Source organism: Aeromicrobium phragmitis (assembly GCF_003674095.1).
GTDB classification, from domain to species: domain Bacteria; phylum Actinomycetota; class Actinomycetes; order Propionibacteriales; family Nocardioidaceae; genus Aeromicrobium; species Aeromicrobium phragmitis.
In genome coordinates this window covers 148,252-167,611 of record NZ_RDBF01000001.1, presented here as the reverse complement: position 1 = coordinate 167,611, position 19,360 = coordinate 148,252, and the positions used below count along the sequence as shown (strand labels likewise).

At 69.1% G+C, this 19,360-nt stretch carries 13 protein-coding genes and 1 pseudogene; 9 read left to right on the top strand and 5 right to left on the bottom strand.

The annotated features are described in order from the left end of the window. Positions 1 to 84: 84 nt before the first annotated feature. Complete coding sequence (gene erm / locus D9V41_RS00755) at positions 85 to 855, top strand: 23S ribosomal RNA methyltransferase Erm (RefSeq protein ID WP_121792625.1); 771 nt, start codon at positions 85 to 87, stop codon at positions 853 to 855. A gap of 181 nt (positions 856 to 1,036) precedes the next feature. Then, positions 1,037 to 2,011 carry a GlxA family transcriptional regulator gene (locus D9V41_RS00750; protein WP_121792624.1) on the top strand — a complete coding sequence of 325 codons (975 nt, stop codon included), beginning with the start codon at positions 1,037 to 1,039 and terminating at the stop codon, positions 2,009 to 2,011. On the opposite strand, the gene D9V41_RS00745 is transcribed toward D9V41_RS00750, so the two are convergent. Next, the gene (locus D9V41_RS00745) at positions 2,008 to 2,622 is read right to left on the bottom strand and encodes a TetR/AcrR family transcriptional regulator (RefSeq protein WP_121792623.1); all 615 of its coding nucleotides are present in this window, start codon (positions 2,620 to 2,622) and stop codon (positions 2,008 to 2,010) included. The two genes, D9V41_RS00750 and D9V41_RS00745, sit on opposite strands and share 4 nt — an antisense overlap. Before the next feature lie 86 nt (positions 2,623 to 2,708). On the opposite strand from D9V41_RS00745, the gene D9V41_RS00740 reads away from it, so the two are divergent. The 4 genes from D9V41_RS00740 (at position 2,709) to D9V41_RS00725 (ending at position 10,583) form a co-directional block, all read left to right on the top strand. Then, positions 2,709 to 5,045, top strand: a complete 2,337-nt coding sequence (locus tag D9V41_RS00740; RefSeq protein WP_121792622.1) for an MMPL family transporter — start codon at positions 2,709 to 2,711, stop codon at positions 5,043 to 5,045. 112 nt (positions 5,046 to 5,157) lie between these two features. Next, positions 5,158 to 5,790 (top strand): LysE family translocator, encoded by a 633-nt coding sequence (locus D9V41_RS00735; protein ID WP_121793003.1) that lies wholly within the window; start codon positions 5,158 to 5,160, stop codon positions 5,788 to 5,790. A 73-nt stretch (positions 5,791 to 5,863) separates the two neighbouring features. Then, positions 5,864 to 6,304 carry a methyltransferase family protein gene (locus D9V41_RS00730; protein ID WP_208006677.1) on the top strand — a complete coding sequence of 147 codons (441 nt, stop codon included), beginning with the start codon at positions 5,864 to 5,866 and terminating at the stop codon, positions 6,302 to 6,304. A gap of 673 nt (positions 6,305 to 6,977) precedes the next feature. Continuing rightward, on the top strand, positions 6,978 to 10,583 hold the full coding sequence (locus tag D9V41_RS00725; protein WP_166375844.1) for a DUF7927 domain-containing protein: 3,606 nt from the start codon (positions 6,978 to 6,980) through the stop codon (positions 10,581 to 10,583). Between the two features lie 104 nt (positions 10,584 to 10,687). Here D9V41_RS00725 and D9V41_RS18400 read toward each other — a convergent pair whose 3' ends face one another. After that, positions 10,688 to 11,440 (bottom strand): LuxR C-terminal-related transcriptional regulator, encoded by a 753-nt coding sequence (locus D9V41_RS18400; RefSeq protein WP_243697103.1) that lies wholly within the window; start codon positions 11,438 to 11,440, stop codon positions 10,688 to 10,690. Positions 11,441 to 11,552: 112 nt separating this feature from the next. Between D9V41_RS18400 and D9V41_RS00715 the strand changes: the two genes are divergently transcribed. Further along, entirely contained in the window at positions 11,553 to 13,097 is a 1,545-nt protein-coding gene (locus tag D9V41_RS00715; RefSeq protein ID WP_121792618.1) for an AMP-binding protein, read from the top strand. 49 nt (positions 13,098 to 13,146) lie between these two features. Further along, positions 13,147 to 15,221 (top strand): annotated as a pseudogene (locus D9V41_RS00710) (RecQ family ATP-dependent DNA helicase). Positions 15,222 to 15,359: 138 nt separating this feature from the next. On the opposite strand, the gene D9V41_RS00705 reads toward D9V41_RS00710, so the two are convergent. The 3 genes from D9V41_RS00705 to D9V41_RS00695 all read right to left on the bottom strand — a co-directional run bounded on the left by D9V41_RS00705 (position 15,360) and on the right by D9V41_RS00695 (position 18,629). Then, entirely contained in the window at positions 15,360 to 16,280 is a 921-nt protein-coding gene (locus D9V41_RS00705) for a LysR family transcriptional regulator (protein WP_121792617.1), read from the bottom strand. A 73-nt stretch (positions 16,281 to 16,353) separates the two neighbouring features. Next, complete coding sequence (locus D9V41_RS00700; RefSeq protein WP_121792616.1) at positions 16,354 to 17,598, bottom strand: MFS transporter; 1,245 nt, start codon at positions 17,596 to 17,598, stop codon at positions 16,354 to 16,356. Then, complete coding sequence (locus D9V41_RS00695) at positions 17,595 to 18,629, bottom strand: DMT family transporter (protein ID WP_121792615.1); 1,035 nt, start codon at positions 18,627 to 18,629, stop codon at positions 17,595 to 17,597. Before D9V41_RS00695 ends, D9V41_RS00700 begins: the two co-directional genes overlap by 4 nt. A gap of 179 nt (positions 18,630 to 18,808) precedes the next feature. Here D9V41_RS00695 and D9V41_RS00690 point away from each other — a divergent pair, with 179 nt between their 5' ends. Next, positions 18,809 to 19,354, top strand: a complete 546-nt coding sequence (locus tag D9V41_RS00690) for a hypothetical protein (RefSeq protein WP_121792614.1) — start codon at positions 18,809 to 18,811, stop codon at positions 19,352 to 19,354. Positions 19,355 to 19,360 lie beyond the last annotated feature (6 nt).

Sequence of the window (19,360 nt, the reverse complement as noted above, 5' to 3'; positions counted from 1 at the left end):
TATTCCGGATGCCTGTGCCATGTGGCGCACCCGGACGCGCGGTCTTTCCCTGCCCCGGGTGCTCCCCGACTCCTCGGAGCACTCATGCGACGTACTCGATCTTCTGCTCACGGCGGCCGGCACGAACTCGGCCAGAACTTCCTTCAGCACCGCCCCACCATCGACCGGATGGTGCGCCTCGTCGCGGCCACGGACGGCCCGATCCTCGAGATCGGTTGCGGCGACGGTGCGCTGACCCGACCACTGGCCCGGCTGGGACGCGATCTGCTCGCGATCGACATCGACGAGCACCGCGTCGCGGGTCTGCGGCGGACCTTGCCCCACGTGCGGGTGCGCCGCGACGACGTGATGCGGGTCCGCCTCGACCGTCCGGTGATCGTGAGCAACGTGCCGTTCCATCTCACGACCCCGATCCTGCGCCGGCTGCTGTCCGCGCCCCGTTGGCGGGACGCGGTGCTGCTGACCCAGTGGGAGGTCGCCCGCAAGCGCGCCGGCGTGGGCGGCCGGACGATGCTCACCGCCCAGACCGCACCGTGGTTCACCTTCGCCCTCCACGGGCGAGTGCCGGCACAGGCGTTCCGTCCCGTGCCCAGCGTCGACGGCGGCATCCTCACCATCAACCGACGGCAGACGCCGCTCATCGCCCCGGCCGATCGCGCGAGCTACCAGCGGTTCGTTCGGGCGGTGTTCACCGGCCGGGGGCGTGGCATGGCGCAGATCCTGGCTGCGGCGACCGGACAGTCCGCGCGGCGGAGCCACCGCGCGCTGAGCGACGTGGGTGTGCGGCCGGCCGCGCTGCCGCGCGACCTGGACCCCCACCAGTGGGCGGCGTTGTGGCGGATGACCCGTCCCTGACGGGAACACGGCGGTACCCGTCGGTGCGCAGATCGGGCACCAGTGCGCCGATGGCCAGCAGGCCCCCGGCGATGAAGACGACAGCGAGATAGAACATGGCAGAAATTCTGCTATCGTGTGGTTTCAGTCACGAGTGGCTGAAACGACAGGCTTCGTCAAGATTCCGCCACGGGAGGTCCCGATGCGTAAAGTCGCCGTCCTGGTGCCCGACAACGTCCATCCGTTCGGCATGGGCGTGCTGGCGGAGGTGTGGGCCGAGCCGTATCACCCCGACGACGACAATCCGGTGTTCGACTTCGTCGCCTGTGCTGCTCGTCCGGGCCGTGTGCGGGGCACGAGCGGCTTCGACTTCTTGATCGAGCATGGTCTCGAGGCGGCCGAGGGTGCCGACCTCGTGGCCGTCGCGGCCGCGCACGACTACCGCGAGGAACAGCCGGAGATCTCCGAGGCGCTCCGGGCGGCTCGCCGCGCCGGCGCCACCATCCTGGCCTCGTGTTCGGGGGCCTTCGCGCTCGGCCACGCCGGTTTGCTGGACGGCCGCCGCTGCACCACGCACTGGCGCTACGGCGACGAACTCGCGGCCCGATTTCCCGCCGCCGAGGTCGACGTGTCCGTCCTCTACGTCGAGGACGACGGCATCATCACCGGCGCCGGATCCGCGGCCGGAATCGACGCCAACCTGCACGTGATGCGCCGCGAATTCGGTGCGGCCACCGCCGCGACCGCCGCGCGCCGCATCGTCATGCCGCCGCACCGCGGCGGGGGGCAGGCGCAGTTCGTGCCGAGCCCCATCCGCGCGGAGGACTGCGAGGCGCTCGGCGACGTGCTGCAGTGGGCGCGCGATCGCCTCGATCAGCCGCTCACGGTCGCCGAGCTCGCCGGGGTCGCCCACATGTCCGAGCGCACGTTCGCGCGTCGGTTCCGCGACGAGACCGGCACGACGCCGTTGCAGTGGCTCACCGCCGAACGCATCGCCCGGGCCGAGCAACTGCTGGAGCAGACCCGGCTTTCGGTCGAGGAGATCGCCCGTCGCTGCGGTTTCGGCCACGCGGCCACCCTGCGCCACCATTTCGTCGCACAACGCGGCACGAGCCCGGCTGCCTACCGGCGCCAGTTCACATGCCTGCCCGAACTCGCGGGCGCCCCGGTCGTCTAACCGGACATCGGCCCGCGATGCTCCTCGGCGACCCCGAACCGTTCGTAGTCGTCACGGGTTAGTGGGGGCAGCGGAGGCCCCTCCGGTGTGAGTGATGGCATCACGAGTGCGAGGTACCGCCGCCGCGCCGTGGGCGAGGAGACGGGCGAGGTGAGCCCGAGCACCAGCATCCGCAGTACCCAGAACAAGTCGACCGGTTCGAGGTCGCGGCGTAGCACGCCCTCCTCCTGGCCGTCGCGAATCAGCTCCAAGAATCGCTCGGCGAGCGTTTCGAGCGCTTCGTCGGTGACCTGCGGCAGCTCGATCGCGGTGATCACCGCCGCGTACCGGCCGATGACGGCGATCAACTGTTCGGCCACGTCGACGAGATCGACCTGGTCGGCCGCGGCGGCCTGGCCGATGATCGGCCCGATCTCCTCGTTGAAGATCTGCGTGAACGCGGCGCCCTCGAGCGCGGCCCGATTGGGGAAGTGCCGGTAGAGGGTCGCGATCCCCACGCCTGCGGTCGCGGCGATCTTCTCCAGGGAGGGAGCGCTCTCGCCCTTCCACAGCTCTCGCGTCGCCTCGACGATCCGCTCGGCGTTCGCGCGGCTGTCGCGTCGCTGTGACATGACTCTCCTGACCGAGAGGGGACGATGCTTGCTCCCCCATTCTACGATGTGAGAGTTGTCTATCACTTCGTCTTGAGGAGTCGCTGGTGTCCACGTTCTTGTACCGGCTCGGCAAGTTCGCCTTCGCGCATCCGTTCCGTGCCATCGGGGCGTGGGTCCTGCTGCTCGCCGTGATCGGCGGTTCGCTCGCGCTCAACACCCCGCGGATGAGCTCGGAGATGCGGATCAGTGACGTTCCCGCGCAGGACGTGATCGACCAGCTCGCCACCGACCTTCCGGAGGCAGCCGGCGGTCAGGGTGCGATCGTGTTCGAAGCGCCGGACGGCCAGAACTTCTACGACGACCAGCAGGCAGCTGTGGCGCTCGCCGAGGCGGCGTCGAACGTGTACGACAACGACGAGGTCGTCGACCCCTCCGAGCTCGCCGCGTCCGCCGACCCGCAGGCGGCGGCCGCACAAGCCGCTCAGCAGGTGCAGCAGGTCCAGCAGGCGCTCCAGGCACGTGCGGCGGGTACGGAGCTCGAGCAGCCTCTGCCCCTCGTGGTCGGCTCGGGTGCACAGGCGCAGCCGGTACCCGGCATGGTCATCGCCCCCGACGGCTCCGTCGCCATGCTGCAGTTCCAGTTCACCGAGCAGACCTTCGACCTCCCGACCGGTACGATCGACGAGGTCCTCGAAGCCGCCGAGGAGCCTGCCGAAGCGGCCGACATCAGCGTCCTGCCCGGCGGTTCGCTTCAGGAGTTGCCCGAGGTGGTCGGCGTCGGCGAGATCATCGGCCTCGGGGTCGCGGCGGTCGTCCTGTTCGTGACGCTGGGCTCCCTCGTGGCCGCGGGCCTGCCGCTCCTCACCGCGTTGGTCGGTGTCGGCACCGGCGTCGGTGGCGCGTTCGCGCTCGCGCACTTCTACCAGCTCAACTCGATCTCCCTCGTCCTCGGCCTCATGCTCGGTCTCGCCGTGGGCATCGACTACGCGCTCTTCATCGTCAACCGCCAGCGACACCTGGTGATGCGTTCAGGACTGAGTGCGCACGAGGCCGCTGGCCGCGCGGTCGGCACGGCCGGCAGTGCCGTGTTCTTCGCCGGCACCACCGTCGTCATCGCCCTCCTCGCACTGCTGGTGATCGGCATCAGCCTGCTGGGCAGCATGGCCGTCATCGCGGCGGCGACGGTCGCCATCGCCGTGCTCGTCGCGTTGACGCTGTTGCCGGCGCTGCTCGGGCTCGTCGGCGAGCGGATCGTGTCGTCCAAGGCACGGGAGCGTTACGCGGCCAAGGTCGCCGACGAGAACGACCACAAGACCGCACGGCGATGGGCCGTGTTCGTCACCAAGAACCGGTTCGCGGTCGCGCTCGGCGTGGTCGCTGTGACGCTCGTGATGGCCATCCCGGCACTGGACATGCGGCTCGGCCTTCCGTCGGGGGAGAACTACAACGAGGGGACCGCGCAGCGCGACAGCTACGAGGTGACCTCGAGCGCCTTCGGTGAAGGGATGAACGGACCCCTGCTCGTCGTGCTCTCCTCGACGATGGAGGGGCCGGTCGACCAGCAGGCTGTCGGGGCCGTGCTGCAGGACATCGGCGGTCACACCGACGTGACCGCGGTCAGCGCCTCGGGGATGAGCGAGGACGGCCGCACCGTGATCGTGTCCGTCGTGCCGCAGGACGGTCCGACCGATCCGAGCACGGACGATCTCGTCCACGATCTGCGCGACCTCTCCTCGACGTATGCCGACGAGTACGGGCTCGAGCTGGGCATCACCGGTCAGACGGCGATGGGCATCGACATGGCCCAGAAGATGGCCGACGTCATGCCGATCTACCTCGCGATCGTGCTCGTGCTGTCGATCATCGTCCTGACGCTGGTCTTCCGGTCGATCCTGGTGCCGCTCAAGGCCACGGCCGGCTTCTTGCTGACCATCCTCGCGACCCTCGGCGCCACCACCGCGCTGTTCCAGTGGGGCTGGCTGAACCAGCTCTTCGGACTCGACTCGACCGCCCCGGTGGTCGCGCTAGCGCCGATCCTCGTCACCGGCATCGCCTACGGGCTCGCGATGGACTACCAGGTGTTCCTGGTGTCCTCGATGCGCGAGTCGTGGGTGCACGGGCATCGCGGGACAGCCTCGGTGATCGACGGATTCTCCCACTCGAGCCGGGTCGTCGTCGCCGCGGCGATCATCATGATCTCGGTGTTCGGCGGATTCATCTTCAACGGCGATCCGATGATCAAGCAGTTCGGGTTCGCGTTGGCCGTCGCGATCGCGATCGACGCGTTCCTGGTGCGGATGACATTGGTGCCCGCCCTCATGGCGATGTTCGGCGACCGGGCCTGGCGACTCCCGCGCTGGCTGGACCGGCTGCTGCCCGACCTCGACGTCGAGGGCGACAAGCTCCTTCAGCGACTCGGCGAGAAACAGCCGCACGCCTGACGCACGCGACTGCCCCCACCCGGCCATCGGGTGGGGGTAGTGCTGTCTTTCCGTCGCGGAGGTGACACACGATTCGCGGACGGGGCAGGCGCCGATGTCGTATCGTCAGCGCATGATCACGGTCGACAACCTGTTGGCGTTCGCGCTCGCCTCGGTACTGCTTATCGTGATCCCCGGCCCGAGCGTGCTCTTCGTCGTTGGGCGTTCGCTCGCCTACGGGCGCCGGGCCGCCGTGCTCAGCGTCGTCGGCAACGCCCTCGGCACGGTACCGGCGGTCGTCGCGGTGGCGTGCGGTGTCGGTGCCGTTGTCGCCTCGTCCGTGGTCGCCTTCACGATCATCAAGATCGCGGGGGCGGCGTACCTCGTGTGGCTCGGCATCCAGGCGATCCGTTCGCGCGAGATGCACACGCAGTCGGTGGAGCGAGCGCCCACCTCGGACTGGGCGTTGCTCCGCCAGGGGATGATCGTCGGCCTGACCAACCCCAAGATCATCGCGTTCTTCGTGGCCGTCCTTCCGCAGTTCGTCGATCGGTCGGCCGGTCCGGTGTGGGCGCAGCTGTTGCTGCTCGGGCTGGTCTTCCAGCTCATCGCCCTCGTGTGCGACAGCATCTGGGGCTTGGCCGCGGGCACCGCCCGACTCTGGTTCGCGCGCTCTCCGCGCCGTCTCAGCACGCTGTCCGGTGCTGGTGGCGTCATGATGATCGGCCTGGGCGGCACCCTCGCGCTGTCCGGCTCGAAGAGCTGAGCACTCATTCGACGGTCCCATGACGGGTTCGCCGGAGCTACGGTGGACGCACCCGATCGACAGAGGTGAACTCGTGAGCCGACCGATTCCCCCCGCCGCTCTCGCCGCGGGTGCCGGTGCCGTTCAGGCCGTCATGACCCGGGGCCGCGCCACCACACGCGGGCCCCGAGTGCTGGGCGCGGTGATCGCTGCACCGTCGGTGTACTTCCTCGCCGGGGCCGTCGAGCGTTTCCGGCGTGCCGGCACGACCGTCGACCCGCGGGCCGGCGCTCGCGCCAGTTCCCTCGTGACGACCGGGCCGAACTCCCGGTCGCGCAATCCGATGTACGTCGCGATGGCGGGGCTTCTCCTCGCTCACGCGGCGGCACGACGATCCGCTGCGGCGGTGCTTCCGGCGGCGCTCTTCGTCGCGTGGGTCGATCGGGTGCAGATCCCGATGGAGGAGGCGCACCTCGCGGACCGCTTCGGACCGGAGTTCGAGGCATACCTCCGCACGGTCCGGCGCTGGATCTGACCTCCGCCGGTCGTCACCCCGGCCGTCGGCTTTCGCGGCGACGTGCCAGGACCAGGGCGGTCAGGCCGCGGCGACCAGGAGCGCGGCTCCCAGGGCGGCAACCGGTCGGCCTCGGGACCCGTGATCGTCCGTGCTCTCAGCGCGCGCGTCGGTCTTCGCTGAGGTGCTGTCGAACGCCCGAGCCGGGTCATTGCCATCAGGGCCACCACGGGGCGGGGCAGGTGCTACTGATCGGAATCGCGGGGCGGCCGGGACGACGGTGTCGTGGAGCGCACGGGGTGAAGTGGGGGTGAATTCGTCGAAAATGCTCGTACGCGGCTCCCGCGGCGTAGCTCCTCCCTGGCGATAGGAATGTTAAGAATGCAGACGAAACTGCAGTCTGTTCGCCTATCTCGTCCGGCGTCGCCGATGGAAGCGGCCGAGCGATCGCCTGTCCCATCGCGGCATCGGGGTAGTGACAAACGTAGCAATTAATAGGACCATTGGGTCCGTTGCGCGGGGTGAAGTTCGCGCATACGAACACTGGGTGCGGCGAGGGCTGCGGACGATAGGGGCGCGTATGCGGCACGTGAGCAGTAGGGGCAATGACCGGCGCGGGAAACTGAGGCTCAGACCCCGAGGTTTGGGCAGCGGAACGAGCCCACGAGGCGCGCACCGCGGCGCGGCCTCGCTGATGCTGTTCTCCCTGGTCGCCTCCCTGCTGGCAGCCATCGGTACCGTGGCCGCACCCACCGCGGCTGGTGCGGCGGAGACCCCGGGCGTCAGCTACATCCGCACAGTGAACACGTTCTACGCATACGTCGGGCCGGGAGAGAACCTCGACGTGCTGTTCACGAAGGTCATGCGGCCCACGGCGGGCGACCCCAACGTCACGATCACCGTGACCGCGCCGGATGGGACTGCCCAGAGCTGCACGATCCCGACCAACGCCGTGCCCGCGGGGTGTGACCTCTCCGACCTCACGTCCACGGCCGCGGGCGTCTGGTCGATCACCTTCCAACCAGAGGGCACGGCCTCCACGACGAGCTACTTCGACTGGAACATCACGGTTCAAAACGGCGCTACGGACATTCCCGGCCGTGTGTGGTCGGAGCGATATCAAATGCTCCAGACGGGTGCGGCCGCCGGTGACAGCACCGACTTCGATCTCTACTACCTGAGCCGTGAGGGGTTCCTCTACGAGGCCAGCTACACCGAGTTCAACGGTGTTGACTCGACCTTCAGCTCGGACGCCGCCGGCAACACCCTCGCCGGCACGTGTACCTCCGCTTACCTGAGCTACCAAGACGGTGGACCGTACGGCCAGGGCGACCAGTACGACTCCCCGGGCAACTGCGGGGACCCCTACAAGATCTTCTTCGAGCGACCGGCGACCGACATGCCGCAGACCGCCACCTGGCCCGACGGCAACGTTCGCTGGCTCAACCCGCCGGTGGTGCTGCCGAGCCTGAACGACCTTTCCTTCGCCCAGACCTCGCCCACGGATCGCAGCGGTACGTTCACCGTCGACGTCGCCAACTTCACCGGCCAGATGGTCGTCCAGATCGACGTGGACGGCGACGGCGACTTCGAGGGCGCCGCCGATGTGACACTTCCACTCGGCGTCATCAACGGTGCCGGCACCGTCACCTGGGACGGCCTCGACGGTGAAGGCAATCCCGTGCCGTACAACACGGATCTGACCGCCCGAGCGGTCATCGATCAGGTCGGGGAAATCCACTTCGTCGGCTTCGACGTGGAGCGTCGCGGTGGGCTCGAGGTCACCGCGCTCAACGGCCCACAGTCGGGCTCGCAGACACTCTTCTGGGACGACACCGCGCTGCGCGTCGAGGGCCGGGCTTGTGTCACCCCCGTGCTTGACGGCACCGGCGGGGTGAACAGCGCCGGCGGCGTCCACGGCTGGGACTGCGCCGACAACGCGAACGACGGCGTCGGCGGCAGCTGGGGTGACACCCGCCGCATCGACGACTGGACGTACCACCCCCTCGACGAGGCGCTCGCGATCGACCTGCCCGGACTGCCGGAGCTGGAGATCGAGAAGTCGTCGACCGCCACGGCGGAGTCGCGGATCGGTGACACGGTCGAGTACACGGTCGAGGTGACGAACAACGGACCGGGCGACTACACCGCTGCCGACCCGGCGCGCATTCAGGACGACCTCTCCGCCGTCCTGGACGACGCGACGTACAACGGTGACGCGCAGGCCTCGAGCGGGAACGTGACGTTCGACGACCCGCGGCTGACCTGGGAGGGCCCCCTCGCTGCGGGCGATTCGGTTACGATCACCTACACCGTCGAGCTGACCGGTGCTGGCGACCTGCAGGTCGACAACGTCGCCTTCCAGACGGTGTGCGAAGAGAGCGACCCCGACTGCGCGCCACCGGTGCCGGAGCAGTGCGTGGACGGCGCGGACCCCGCGACCGGGCTGCCGTGCGACGAGGTCGGCTACGAACTGCCCCGGCTCTCGGTGACGAAGTCGGCGAACGCGACCGAGATCCCGGCGGTGGGCGAGAGGGTCACGTACACGGTCAGGGCCGAGAACACCGGTACGGCCCCCTACACGCCGGCGCGCCCGGCGGTGGTGATCGACGACCTGTCCGAGGTCCTCGACGACGCCACCATCGACACGGCAACGATCACCGCGGACGTGGGTGCTGACCCGTCCTACGCCGAGCCGTTGATCTCCTGGGTCGGAGAGCTCGCCCCGGGTCAGGCCGTCACCATCACCTACGACGTGACCTACACGGGAGAAGGCGACACCGAGTTGATCAATGTCGCGTTCGGGCCGCAATGCGGGATCGACGACCCGGAGTGCACGACGCCTCCGCCGTCGCCTCGCTGTGACCCGGCCGACCAGAACGGGCTGGACCCGGTCACGGGTGAACCGTGCGGGCGCGTCACGATTCCTGGTGCGCTGCTGGACGTGACGAAGCATGTCGAGCCGAACAAGGGCACTACCGTGCTCGCCGGCGAGGAGCTCACCTACACCCTGACCTTCACCAACTCCGGCACCGCTGACGCTGCGGTGAGCGGTTGGACCGATGATGTCTCCGGTGTCCTGGACGACGCCGTCATCGTCACGGGCCCTGCCGCGGGTGTGGGGAACCTGACGGTCGGAACGATCACCGACGGGCGCTTCACGGTGGACGGCATCGTGCCGGCCGGTGCCAGCTACACCGTCACGTACACCGTCGAGGTGCTGCCGGACGGCGAGCGCGGGGACAACATGCTCGCCAACTTCGTCTTCCCCGACGGTCAGGTGCCGCCGGCCGAATGCGCCGATGATGACCCGCTGTGCACCTACAACCCGGTGCCGGAGATGTCCGACCGCAAGGAGGTCGATCCGGTGACCGGGACGACGGTACTGCCCGGTCAGGAGCTGACCTACACGCTGTTCTTCACCAACGATGGGAACGGCCAGGGCCCCGTGGATCGGGTCGACGACCTGACCCACGTTCTCGACGACGCCCAGATCGTCGCCGGGCCGACCGCGTCGAGCGGCTCTCTGACTGTTTCGGACGTCATCGACGGCCGGTTCTCGATCGAGGGCACGGTCGATGGCGGGGAGACCGTCACGGTCACGTACACCGTGCGGGTGAACGACGCCGGCGATCTGGGGGACACGGTCCTGGCGAACTTCCTCCTCGATCCCGATGAGGAGACGCCGGAGGAGCCCGTTTGTGAGGCGGCGCCGGGTGAGGACGCGGACTGCACCGCGAACCCGATCAGTGATGTGGCGGTAGTGAAGTCCGCCGACCCCGCGTCGGGTACCGAGCTCGAGGACGGCCAGGCGGTGACCTACACCCTGACGTTCACCAACTCCGGTATCGGTGACGGCGAGATCGACTTCACCGACCATCTTGCTGGCGTTCTCGACGACGCCCGCGTCGTCAGCGGCCCGACGTCGTCGGACGCGGCGCTCACGGTGCAGATCGGGGACGAGGGCTATACCGTCGTCGGCACCCTCGCCGGCGGGGCGAGCGCCACGGTCACCTACACCGTGGAGGTCCTCGATTGGGTCGATCAGGGCGATCACCACTTGGGCAACTTCGTCACCGTGACCGGCGAGGAGCCGCCCGAGCAGTGCGTCCAGGACAGCCCGCTGTGCACCGAGCACCCGGTGGCCGGGCCGCCGCCCGGCGGTGGTGACGGTGGCGGTCGCGACCGGCTTCCCGACACCGGAAGCACCGTCGGAGCGCTGGCCCTCATCGCAGCGCTGATGGTCGCCGGCGGCACGGCGTTGAGCGTGCGACGCGGCGCGGCACGCCAGCACAGCTGATTCGACGCGCAGAGCAACTGCCTTCGCCGGTAACCCGGACGGAGGCAGTTGCTCGTGTGCGCCGCCTTCGGTCCACCTCGGGAGCGGCGGTGGATGGGGGAGGGTCAGGGCAACAGGCCGGCGCGGCGGGCATGCACGACGACCTCGAAACGGCTCGATGCGCCCAGCTTGGCCAGCAGGCTCTTGACGTGGTCCTTGACCGTATAGACGCCGATGCCGAGGCGCTCGGCGATGGCGCGGTTGCTCAGTCCGCCGGCCAGCAGCGCCAGGACGTCCTGCTCGCGGCCGGTGAGGTGCACCGGCACCGCGTCGTCCGGCGCCTCGTCGACGAGCAGGGCGGCCGCCCGCAGCATGGCGGCGCGCAGCTCGTCATCGTCGAGTCGGCCGGCGAGCAACCGCAGCTCGGCGTGCACGTCGCGGGCCCTGGATCGCCACGTCTGCTCGGCGTTCTCGCTCACGAGCTCCTGCTCCAGCACGCGAGCCTCGTGCGTGACGGCGTCGAGCACGCGGTCCATCTGCGACTGCGCCGTCCGCAGCGCCGCGTACAGCACCGCGACCGGCAGGCGTCCGACGATGACGGGGACCGCCGCCATCGCGCGCAGGCCCTCGGCGCGGATGATCGCGTCGTACTTGTGGGTGATCAGCGGAGTCCGCACGTAGTCGTGACACGCCAGTGAACGCTGCTGCGCGGCGACCCGGCCGCCGAGGCCGTGGCCGAGGTCGAGCCGCGCTCCGCGGAGCGGCCCGATGATCCCGCCGTCGAAGTGGCACAGCGTCACGCCGTCGTCGTGCACACGACCGCCGAAGGCCAGGCTCACGTCCGTGGCCCGGCGCACGCGCGACAGCGCCGCGTCCACGCGGGAGGCCAGTGGGTCGAGGGCGGCGCCCCCCCCTCGTCGGAGGGTGGTCGGATGGGTGTGTCACAGAGCACAGTGTGACCGACCCGTCCCCGCCGCTCAAGGAGCATCGATGACCACGACCACCGTCGACGCGACGATCGACCGCTGGCTCGCCACGTACGACGCCCCCGACGCCGACGTCGCCTACCTGCTGTGCGACCGGCACGACCCGCAGACGGTCGCCTTCACCTTCGTCGCACCGGACCTCAGCACCCGCGACATGACCTACGGCGAGCTCGCCGAGCAGTCCCGCCGCCTCGCCTCCGTCCTCGCCGCGCGCGGGGTGCGCGAGGGCGATCGCGTGCCCGTGCTCATGGGCAAACGTCCCGAACTCGTCGTCACACTCATGGCCATCTGGCGCCTCGGTGCCGTGCATGTGCCGCTGTTCACCGCCTTCGCGACCGGTGCCATCGAGATGCGCGTGTCCGGCGCGAAGGCGCGCCTCGTCGTGACCGAGCCCGACCAGCGCGCCAAGCTCGACCCGATCGAGGGCATCGAGGTGTTCGAGACGGGCGATGAGTTCGACCGGCTCGTCGCCGCCGCCGAACCGCTCACCGAGTCGGTCGCCGTCGGGGGCGAGGGCATCTTCCTCCAGCTCTACACGAGCGGCACCACCGGCAAGCCGAAGGGTGTGCCGGTGCCGGTCCGCGCGCTGGCGGCCTTCCACTCCTATCTTCACTACGGCCTCGACGTGCGCGAGGACGACGTGTTCTGGAATGCCGCCGACCCGGGCTGGGCGTACGGCCTCTATTACGGCATCGTCGCGCCGCTGGTCGCAGGCCGGCGCAACCTGCTGCTCGCCTCCGGCTTCACACCCGAGTCCACGGTCGCCGTGCTCCGCGAGCTGGGCGTCACCAACTTCGCGGGTGCGCCGACCATGTACCGCGCACTGAGCAAGAGCGGTCTGGTCAGCGGCCTGCGGCTCCGCCGAGCCTCCTCGGCAGGCGAGCCGCTCACGCCCGACGTCGTGGAGTGGGCGAAGGACGCACTCGGCGTCGAGGTCCGCGACCACTACGGCCAGACCGAGCTGGGCATGGTCATCTGTAACAACTGGCACGAGGACGTCGCTCAGCCGCTCAAGGACGCGTCGATGGGCCAGCCGTTGCCCGGTTACGCCGCCGGGGTGCTCGACGGGCAGATCGCCATCGACGTGCCGGGCAGCCCACTGCTGTGGTTCACCGGGTACCACGAGGAGCCCGCCAAGTCCGCGGAGCGCTTCACGCCCGACCGCCGCTGGTACCTGTCCGCCGACACCGGCCGGGTGGACGAGGACGGGTACTACTTCTTCACCGCGCGCGACGACGACGTCATCCTGGCGGCCGGCTACCGGATCGGCCCCTTCGACGTGGAGAGCGTGCTGGTGACGCATCCCGCCGTCGTCGACGTCGCCGTGGTCGGACGGCCCGATCCCGAGGGCATCCGCGGTGAGGTCGTGGAGGCGTTCGTGGTCCTGGCCGAGGGGGTGGAGGGCACCGACGAACTCGCGCGCGAACTGCAGGAACTCGTCCGGGACGGCTACTCCAAGCACGCGTACCCGCGAGCGGTGCACTTCGTCGACGCGCTGCCCAAGACCCCGAGCGGCAAGGTTCAGCGCTACCTGCTGCGTCAGGCCTAGCTGTGGACGAGCCGGCCGTGGTGTCGTGAGCACCTGACACGATCGGGGCATGAGCACACACGAGGAGGCCGTCGAGCTCCTACGCCGGCTGACCGGCCGGCCGGACGCGCAGTTCCACGAGGGGCAGTTCGAGGCGGTCAGCGCGCTCGTCGACGACCGTCGTCGCGCCCTCGTCGTGCAGCGCACCGGCTGGGGCAAGTCGGCGGTCTACTTCGTCGCCACGGCCCTGCTCCGCCAGCGCGGGGCAGGGCCCACGGTGCTCATCTCGCCGTTGCTGGCGCTCATGCGCGACCAGGTGGCCGCCGCCGAGCGCGCGGGTGTCCGCGCCGCAGCGATCAACTCGGCCACCGTCGACGAGTGGGAGAGCATCTCCGCTCAGCTTGCCGCCGATGAGATCGACGTGCTGCTGGTGTCGCCCGAGCGGCTCAACAACCCCCAGTTCCGTGAGCAGCAGTTGCCGGGACTGCTGGCTCGGATGGGCCTGCTCGTCGTCGACGAGGCGCACTGCATCTCCGACTGGGGCCATGACTTCCGGCCCGACTACCGCCGGATCGCCACCATGCTGGCCGAGCTTGACCGCGACATCCCGGTGCTCGCCACCACAGCGACCGCCAACGCTCGCGTCGTCGCGGACGTCGCCGACCAGCTCGGTGATGACGTGCTGACGCTGCGCGGTTCGCTCGCGCGGGCGTCGTTGCGGCTGGGTTGCCTCACGCTGCCCTCGGCTCGCGAGCGGTTGGCGTGGCTCGTCGCCCATCTCGGCGAGCTGCCCGGCAGCGGAATCGTGTACGCCCTCACCGTCTCCGGCGCCGAGGACACCGCGCGGCTGCTGCGCGACACCGGGCACCCGGTCGCCGCCTACACCGGACGCACCGATTCCGAGGAGCGCGAACGATTGGAGGGCGCGCTCAAGGCCAACGAGGTCAAGGCACTCGTCGCCACCAGCGCGCTCGGCATGGGCTTCGACAAACCGGACCTCGGGTTCGTCGTCCACCTCGGAGCGCCATCGTCGCCGGTCGCCTACTACCAGCAAGTGGGCCGCGCCGGCCGCGCCACCGAGCACGCCGACGTGCTGCTGCTTCCCGGCCCGGAGGACCCGGAGATCTGGCAGTACTTCGCCACCGTCTCCATGCCCGATCCGGACCGGGTCGAGAAGGTCCTCGCCGAACTCGGCCCCGAACCACTGTCCACGCCCGCGCTCGAGGCCCTGGTCGACGTCCGGCGCACGCAGCTCGAACTCCTGCTCAAGGTGCTCGACGTCGACGGCGCGGTGCGCCGGGTGCGCGGCGGTTGGGTGTCCACCGGCATGCCGTGGCAGTACGACGCCGACCGCTACACGCGGATCGCCGCCGCCCGCGAGGCGGAGCAACGGGCGATGCTCACCTACGAGCGCGGTGAGGTCTGCCGCATGGAGCTGCTGCAGCGCGAGCTCGACGACCCCACCGCCGCCCCCTGCGGACGCTGCGACGTGTGCGCCGGGCCCTGGTATCCGGCCGACGTGCCCGCTGCTGCGGCCGAGCAGGCGTCCGGGCAGCTGCAGCGCGTCGGGGTGCCGATCGAGCCGCGCGGGCAGTGGCCCACCGGCGCGGACCGGCGCGGCCTCGAGGTGCGCGGCCGGATCGCCGTCGACGAACGACCGGAGCCGGGCAGGGCCGTTGCGCGGCTGACCGACCTCGGGTGGGGCGGCGTGCTCCGTGACGTGTTCGCCACCGGCGCCGCCGACGGCCCGGTCGACGAACGGCTGCTCGAGGGGGTCGTCGCCACGCTGCGGGACTGGCCCTGGGAGCAGCGCCCGGTCGGGGTGGTCGCGATGCCGTCTCTGACCCGGCCGCAGCTGGTCGCCAGCACGGCGGCTGCGATCGCCGAGCGTGGCCGACTCCCGCTGCTCGGCACCCTCGATGTCGATCCGAACGTCCCGCACGTCGGCCCGGGCGGCAACAGCGCGTTCCGGCTGGCATCAGTCTGGAATCGGTTCCGGGTAGGCCCGGAACTCGGCGCCACGGTCGCGCAGGCGCCCGGTCCGGTGCTCCTCGTCGACGATCTCGTTTCACCGTCGCCGCCCGGGAGCTGCGGCGGGCGGGAGCGCCGGGCGTCCTTCCCTTCGCTCTCGCCTCGGTAGGCTGACCGCCGATGGCGAACCGACGTGTTGGTCGCCGCGTGAGTGTGGGTTTTCGAACGGCGATACCGAACCCGCCTGGCCCAGCCGAATGTGGCTGGGGTGGCGACGGGGCTGTAGTTCGGCCCCACCGTTCGTTCAGGGCATCACGAGGCGCGGCTCTCGCATCCGACGTCCACCCCAGCGCTACCTCGTCGAAGAAGTTGAAGCGCGCGAATCACCGCGGGATGCCGGGCCACATCCGCCTTCACGGCTACGAAGATGCTTCGCGTCGGTGTCGGCTCAACGACTCTGCGGGCGACGAGACCCGCGGGTAGTTCCGGTACGCCGAGCTTTGGAAGAACGGTGATACCAACCCCAGCGGCGACGAAAGCAATGGCGGTCGCGTGGTCGTGAGCTTCGACGGCGAACTCCGGAACGTAGCCGGCCCGCGCACAAGCGTCGAGCAGAGTGAGCCGACACGGACCACGGTTGACATCGTGGTCGATCCACTTCTCGCTAGCCAACTCGCTCAACGGAATTTCGGCCGCATGTGTCGCCGGATGCTGCGCTGGCAGGACGACAACGTAGGGATCATCGACCAGGTGATGGAGGACGTACCCCTCTCGGCGGGCGGTATCCAGATGCGGTTGCGCCACGACAAGTTCGAGATCAGGGGGTGACTCTTCGTTCCCCGACAGTTCAGCAAGCCTCAGATCCAGCCTCAGCTCTGGAAATTCATCGGTCAGCACCGCGACAACTGGCGGAAGCCAGGCGGCGCCTGCAGACGCGAAGTAACGAATTCGTATGCTCCCAGTGCGGCCCGAGCGCAGTGCGGCGACCAAGGACTCGACGCCGGCCATCGCTTGCAGGGCTCGCCCCGATTCCTCGGCCAGAGCTCGGCCCGCCACCGTGGGTCGGATGCCTCTGCCTTCCCGCTCAACCAGCTGCAGACCAGTCTCTTTCTGGAGAGTCCCCAGGTGCTGACTGACCGCGGAAGCAGTGAATCCGAGTCTGTTGGCCGCTTCGCGCACCGACCCGGTCGCGACCACGGTCCGCAGAACGAGCAAACGGTGGAGGTCCAACATGATCGAAGCTTAGTCGGCGTGCACTCGTGTCAGTGCACGTTCGCTACGTCGCGTAACCATCACGTCGACGTTCTCAGCTCACCAACGCGACCCGACGGCGGACCGGTGATAGCAGAACTGCGACTGGCGCGACCGATACCAGTGCGGCGCCGACCCAGAGTGTCGCTTCAACTCCCCATAGCTCTCCGGCCAGTCCCGATATGCCTGCACCGACCGCCAGGGCTCCAGTTAGGGCGAATCGAACGGTTGCGGTCATCCGTCCGAGCAACTCCGGCGGGGTCTTCTGCTGGCGAAGACTGACGCCGAGGATGTTGTCGAGACCGATCTTGAACATCGCGAGGAACCACCCCGCAGAAGCCAGAACGTACGAGCCACCTTGGTCGATGAGCGGAACGAGGAGGGCCGCGGGGGAGAGAAGCAGTCCTCCGGCGCACAGAGTGCGACCGTATCCGAGCCGGTTCGCCAGGGCTCCGGCGAACCGGCTCCCCACCAGTAACCCGATTCCCCCGACGGCCCAGAACAGTCCCAGCGCGCTTCCGGACAGGCCGACATGGCGCACGAACCACAGCGGAAGCATGGTGTTCAACACCGAGGAGCCGAGGTTCGCGATGGCTGCGGTGGCCGTGAGAGCGCGAAGTTCGGCGTCACTGACGACGTAGCGCGCACCTATGGCGATCCGGCGTCGCAGTGGAACCGGCTCCTTGCGCGGGCGTTCCGTGTTTCCGTTGCCGCGTGCGTTGCGCAAGGCGAACGCCGACGACAGGTACGCCAGCGCCGAAGCAAGGGTTGCCAACGGCGCTGAAAGGAGCGCGACGAGAGACCCGCCAATGCCTCGACCGGAAATGGCGGCGAGGGCGTACACGGTAGCGAGATACGTGTTTGCTCGAATGAGCATCCCTGGGGGGACGATGCGCGGGAGCGCACTTTGCGAGGCGATGTCGAAGAACACTGCTCCGGTCCCACCGATGAGTGCCACGAGGTAGAGGTGATAGAGGTTCAGGTACCCGAGGAACCAGGCAACGGGGACTGTCGCAAACAGCAGCGCACGCGCCAGGTCGGCGGCGATCATGATTCGGTGGTGCCGGTCCACCCAAGCGCCGGCGGGCAAACCGATCAGGAGGAACGCGATCGTGCTGAGCGTGGCGAGTATGCCGACCTGCCCTGGGCTCGCGTCGAGTTCGATGACGGCCAACATGGGCAGCGCAATGTAGGCGACGCTCGTACTTGAGTTGCTGAAGACCGCTGATGTGAAAACGGCGCGGAATGCGCGAATGCGCAGGGGGGACTCGTCCTCGAGCCTCTTGGTGGCGGTGCTCACGGCCGGCCCTCGGAACCCTCGTCGGGGCGTACGGTGCCAGGGCCACTGCCGTCGACAGTCGGCCGGGTTCGTTCCGACACGATGCGAGCTCGTCGTAGGGGACCGGTCCACTGGCTGATTGCGACCCCGACAAGACAAGCCAGCCCGCCCAGCAGCATCCGAGTTTCGGGGGCCTCGTCGAGGAAGAGCCAGGAGAACGCCATCGCCACGACGGTGACGAGATACGCGACGAGCGGACTCAAGCGACCGGCCGGCATGCGGCGCAGCGCATAGCCCCAGGTCCAGAAAGCCACCGCTGTGGGGACGATCCCGAGATAGACGGCACCCGCTAGGGCCGTCGCTGAACTTGCGGACACCTCCCGGATCGTTGCCGGTGTGAAGGGCAACAGGGCGAGGACTCCGAAAAGACACCCGAGCCACACTGCTCGGACGCCGCTGAGGCTGGGCAATGCGCTCTTCTGCAGCAGTACCGACGCGGCGTAGACCAACGCTGCAAAGAGGCCGAGGACAATGCCGATGCCGGTACCTTTGTCCCCTCCCGCCGTGGCGTTTGTCATGACGGCGACGCCACCGAGCGCCACGGCGCTGCCGATCAGCAGCGGTCGCGGGAAGCCCTCCGAGAGCAGCCAGCCAGCCCCGAGGGCCACGAGAAGTGGAGAGAGGTGGATGAGCAACGCGGCCGTCCCAGCATCCACATACCGCTCGGCCCCGTTGAGTAAGACGTGGTACAGACCGAACCACAACGAACCGTAAGCGGCAACCAGGACCAAGGTACGTCCGCGTGGCAGTAGCGGGCGCGGTCCGACAAGGCTCAGCGGAGTGAGTGCGGCGAGGGCGACGCTGACCCTGAGCAGTGCGAGCGGGCCGGGAGAGAGTTCGGCGCCGATCGCCCGAATGACCACGAAAGAAGACGCCCATGCAGTGATGGTCACGGCGATAGCGAGGGTCGCTCGCACCCCCACGTGGGCGGCGGTTCCGGCGCCGTGGCCTTGGGTCGTGCTGGCGCAGTCAGGGCCGCCCGTGAACCTCATGCCGACGATCCTAGGTTTGTAGAACGCGGAAGCACTAGTGAAGATTTGTGAACCACCGTGAAGTCTCGCTTGATAGTCTCGCCCTGACGCAGCTGGTTCACCGTCGCCGCCCGGGAGCTGCGGCGGGCGGGAGCGCCGGGCGTCCTTCCCTTCGCTCTCGCCTCGGTAGGCTGACCGCGATGGCGGACCGCGAGCAGCTGAGGCCCTTCGGGCGATGGGACGTGCTGTGGCGCGGCGTCTACGAGCACGGTGAGTTCGCCGTCGACGTCGACTTCTTCGACTTCGGCGAGAAGATCCGGCTGTATCGAGACGGCCGGCTGCTCGATGAGAAGCGCTCACCGGCTCGCTTCGAACTCGACGGGGGACGTCGGGTCGAGGCGGCGATGTCGCTCATGGGCATGAAGTACGTCCGGATGGTCGACCCGACCGGTGCACGCACGACGTTCCAGCCGACCCAGGGCACCGGTGAAGAACGCCGCGCCCGATTCGAGCGCTCCCACCCCACCGCGAGCCGGGTCATCGCCGCGCTCGCCTGGACGATCCTCGTCGTCGCCCTCGTCACTCAGATCCCCGAGCTGCTGAACCTGCTCGGCCGGCTCACGGAGTGGGGGGTCCCCACGTTCGACCTCCCCACATGGCTCAACACGACCCTCGGTGTCGGCGGACTCGTCGCCGGTCTCGACCGGGCTCTGCGGATGAAGTACAACCCGTGGCTCGACGGCTAGGAGCGC

Excerpts from the sequence above, each read along its gene's own strand:
- erm (WP_121792625.1), top strand. The coding sequence starts at position 85 with ATGCGACGTACTCGATCTTCTGCTCACGGCGGCCGGCACGAACTCGGC.
- D9V41_RS00715 (WP_121792618.1), top strand. The coding sequence starts at position 11,553 with ATGACCACGACCACCGTCGACGCGACGATCGACCGCTGGCTCGCCACG.
- D9V41_RS00725 (WP_166375844.1), top strand. The coding sequence starts at position 6,978 with ATGCTGTTCTCCCTGGTCGCCTCCCTGCTGGCAGCCATCGGTACCGTG.
- D9V41_RS00745 (WP_121792623.1), bottom strand. The coding sequence starts at position 2,622 with ATGTCACAGCGACGCGACAGCCGCGCGAACGCCGAGCGGATCGTCGAG.
- D9V41_RS00705 (WP_121792617.1), bottom strand. The coding sequence starts at position 16,280 with ATGTTGGACCTCCACCGTTTGCTCGTTCTGCGGACCGTGGTCGCGACC.
- D9V41_RS00690 (WP_121792614.1), top strand. The coding sequence starts at position 18,809 with ATGGCGGACCGCGAGCAGCTGAGGCCCTTCGGGCGATGGGACGTGCTG.
- D9V41_RS00750 (WP_121792624.1), top strand. The coding sequence starts at position 1,037 with ATGCGTAAAGTCGCCGTCCTGGTGCCCGACAACGTCCATCCGTTCGGC.
- D9V41_RS00735 (WP_121793003.1), top strand. The coding sequence starts at position 5,158 with ATGATCACGGTCGACAACCTGTTGGCGTTCGCGCTCGCCTCGGTACTG.
- D9V41_RS00695 (WP_121792615.1), bottom strand. The coding sequence starts at position 18,629 with ATGAGGTTCACGGGCGGCCCTGACTGCGCCAGCACGACCCAAGGCCAC.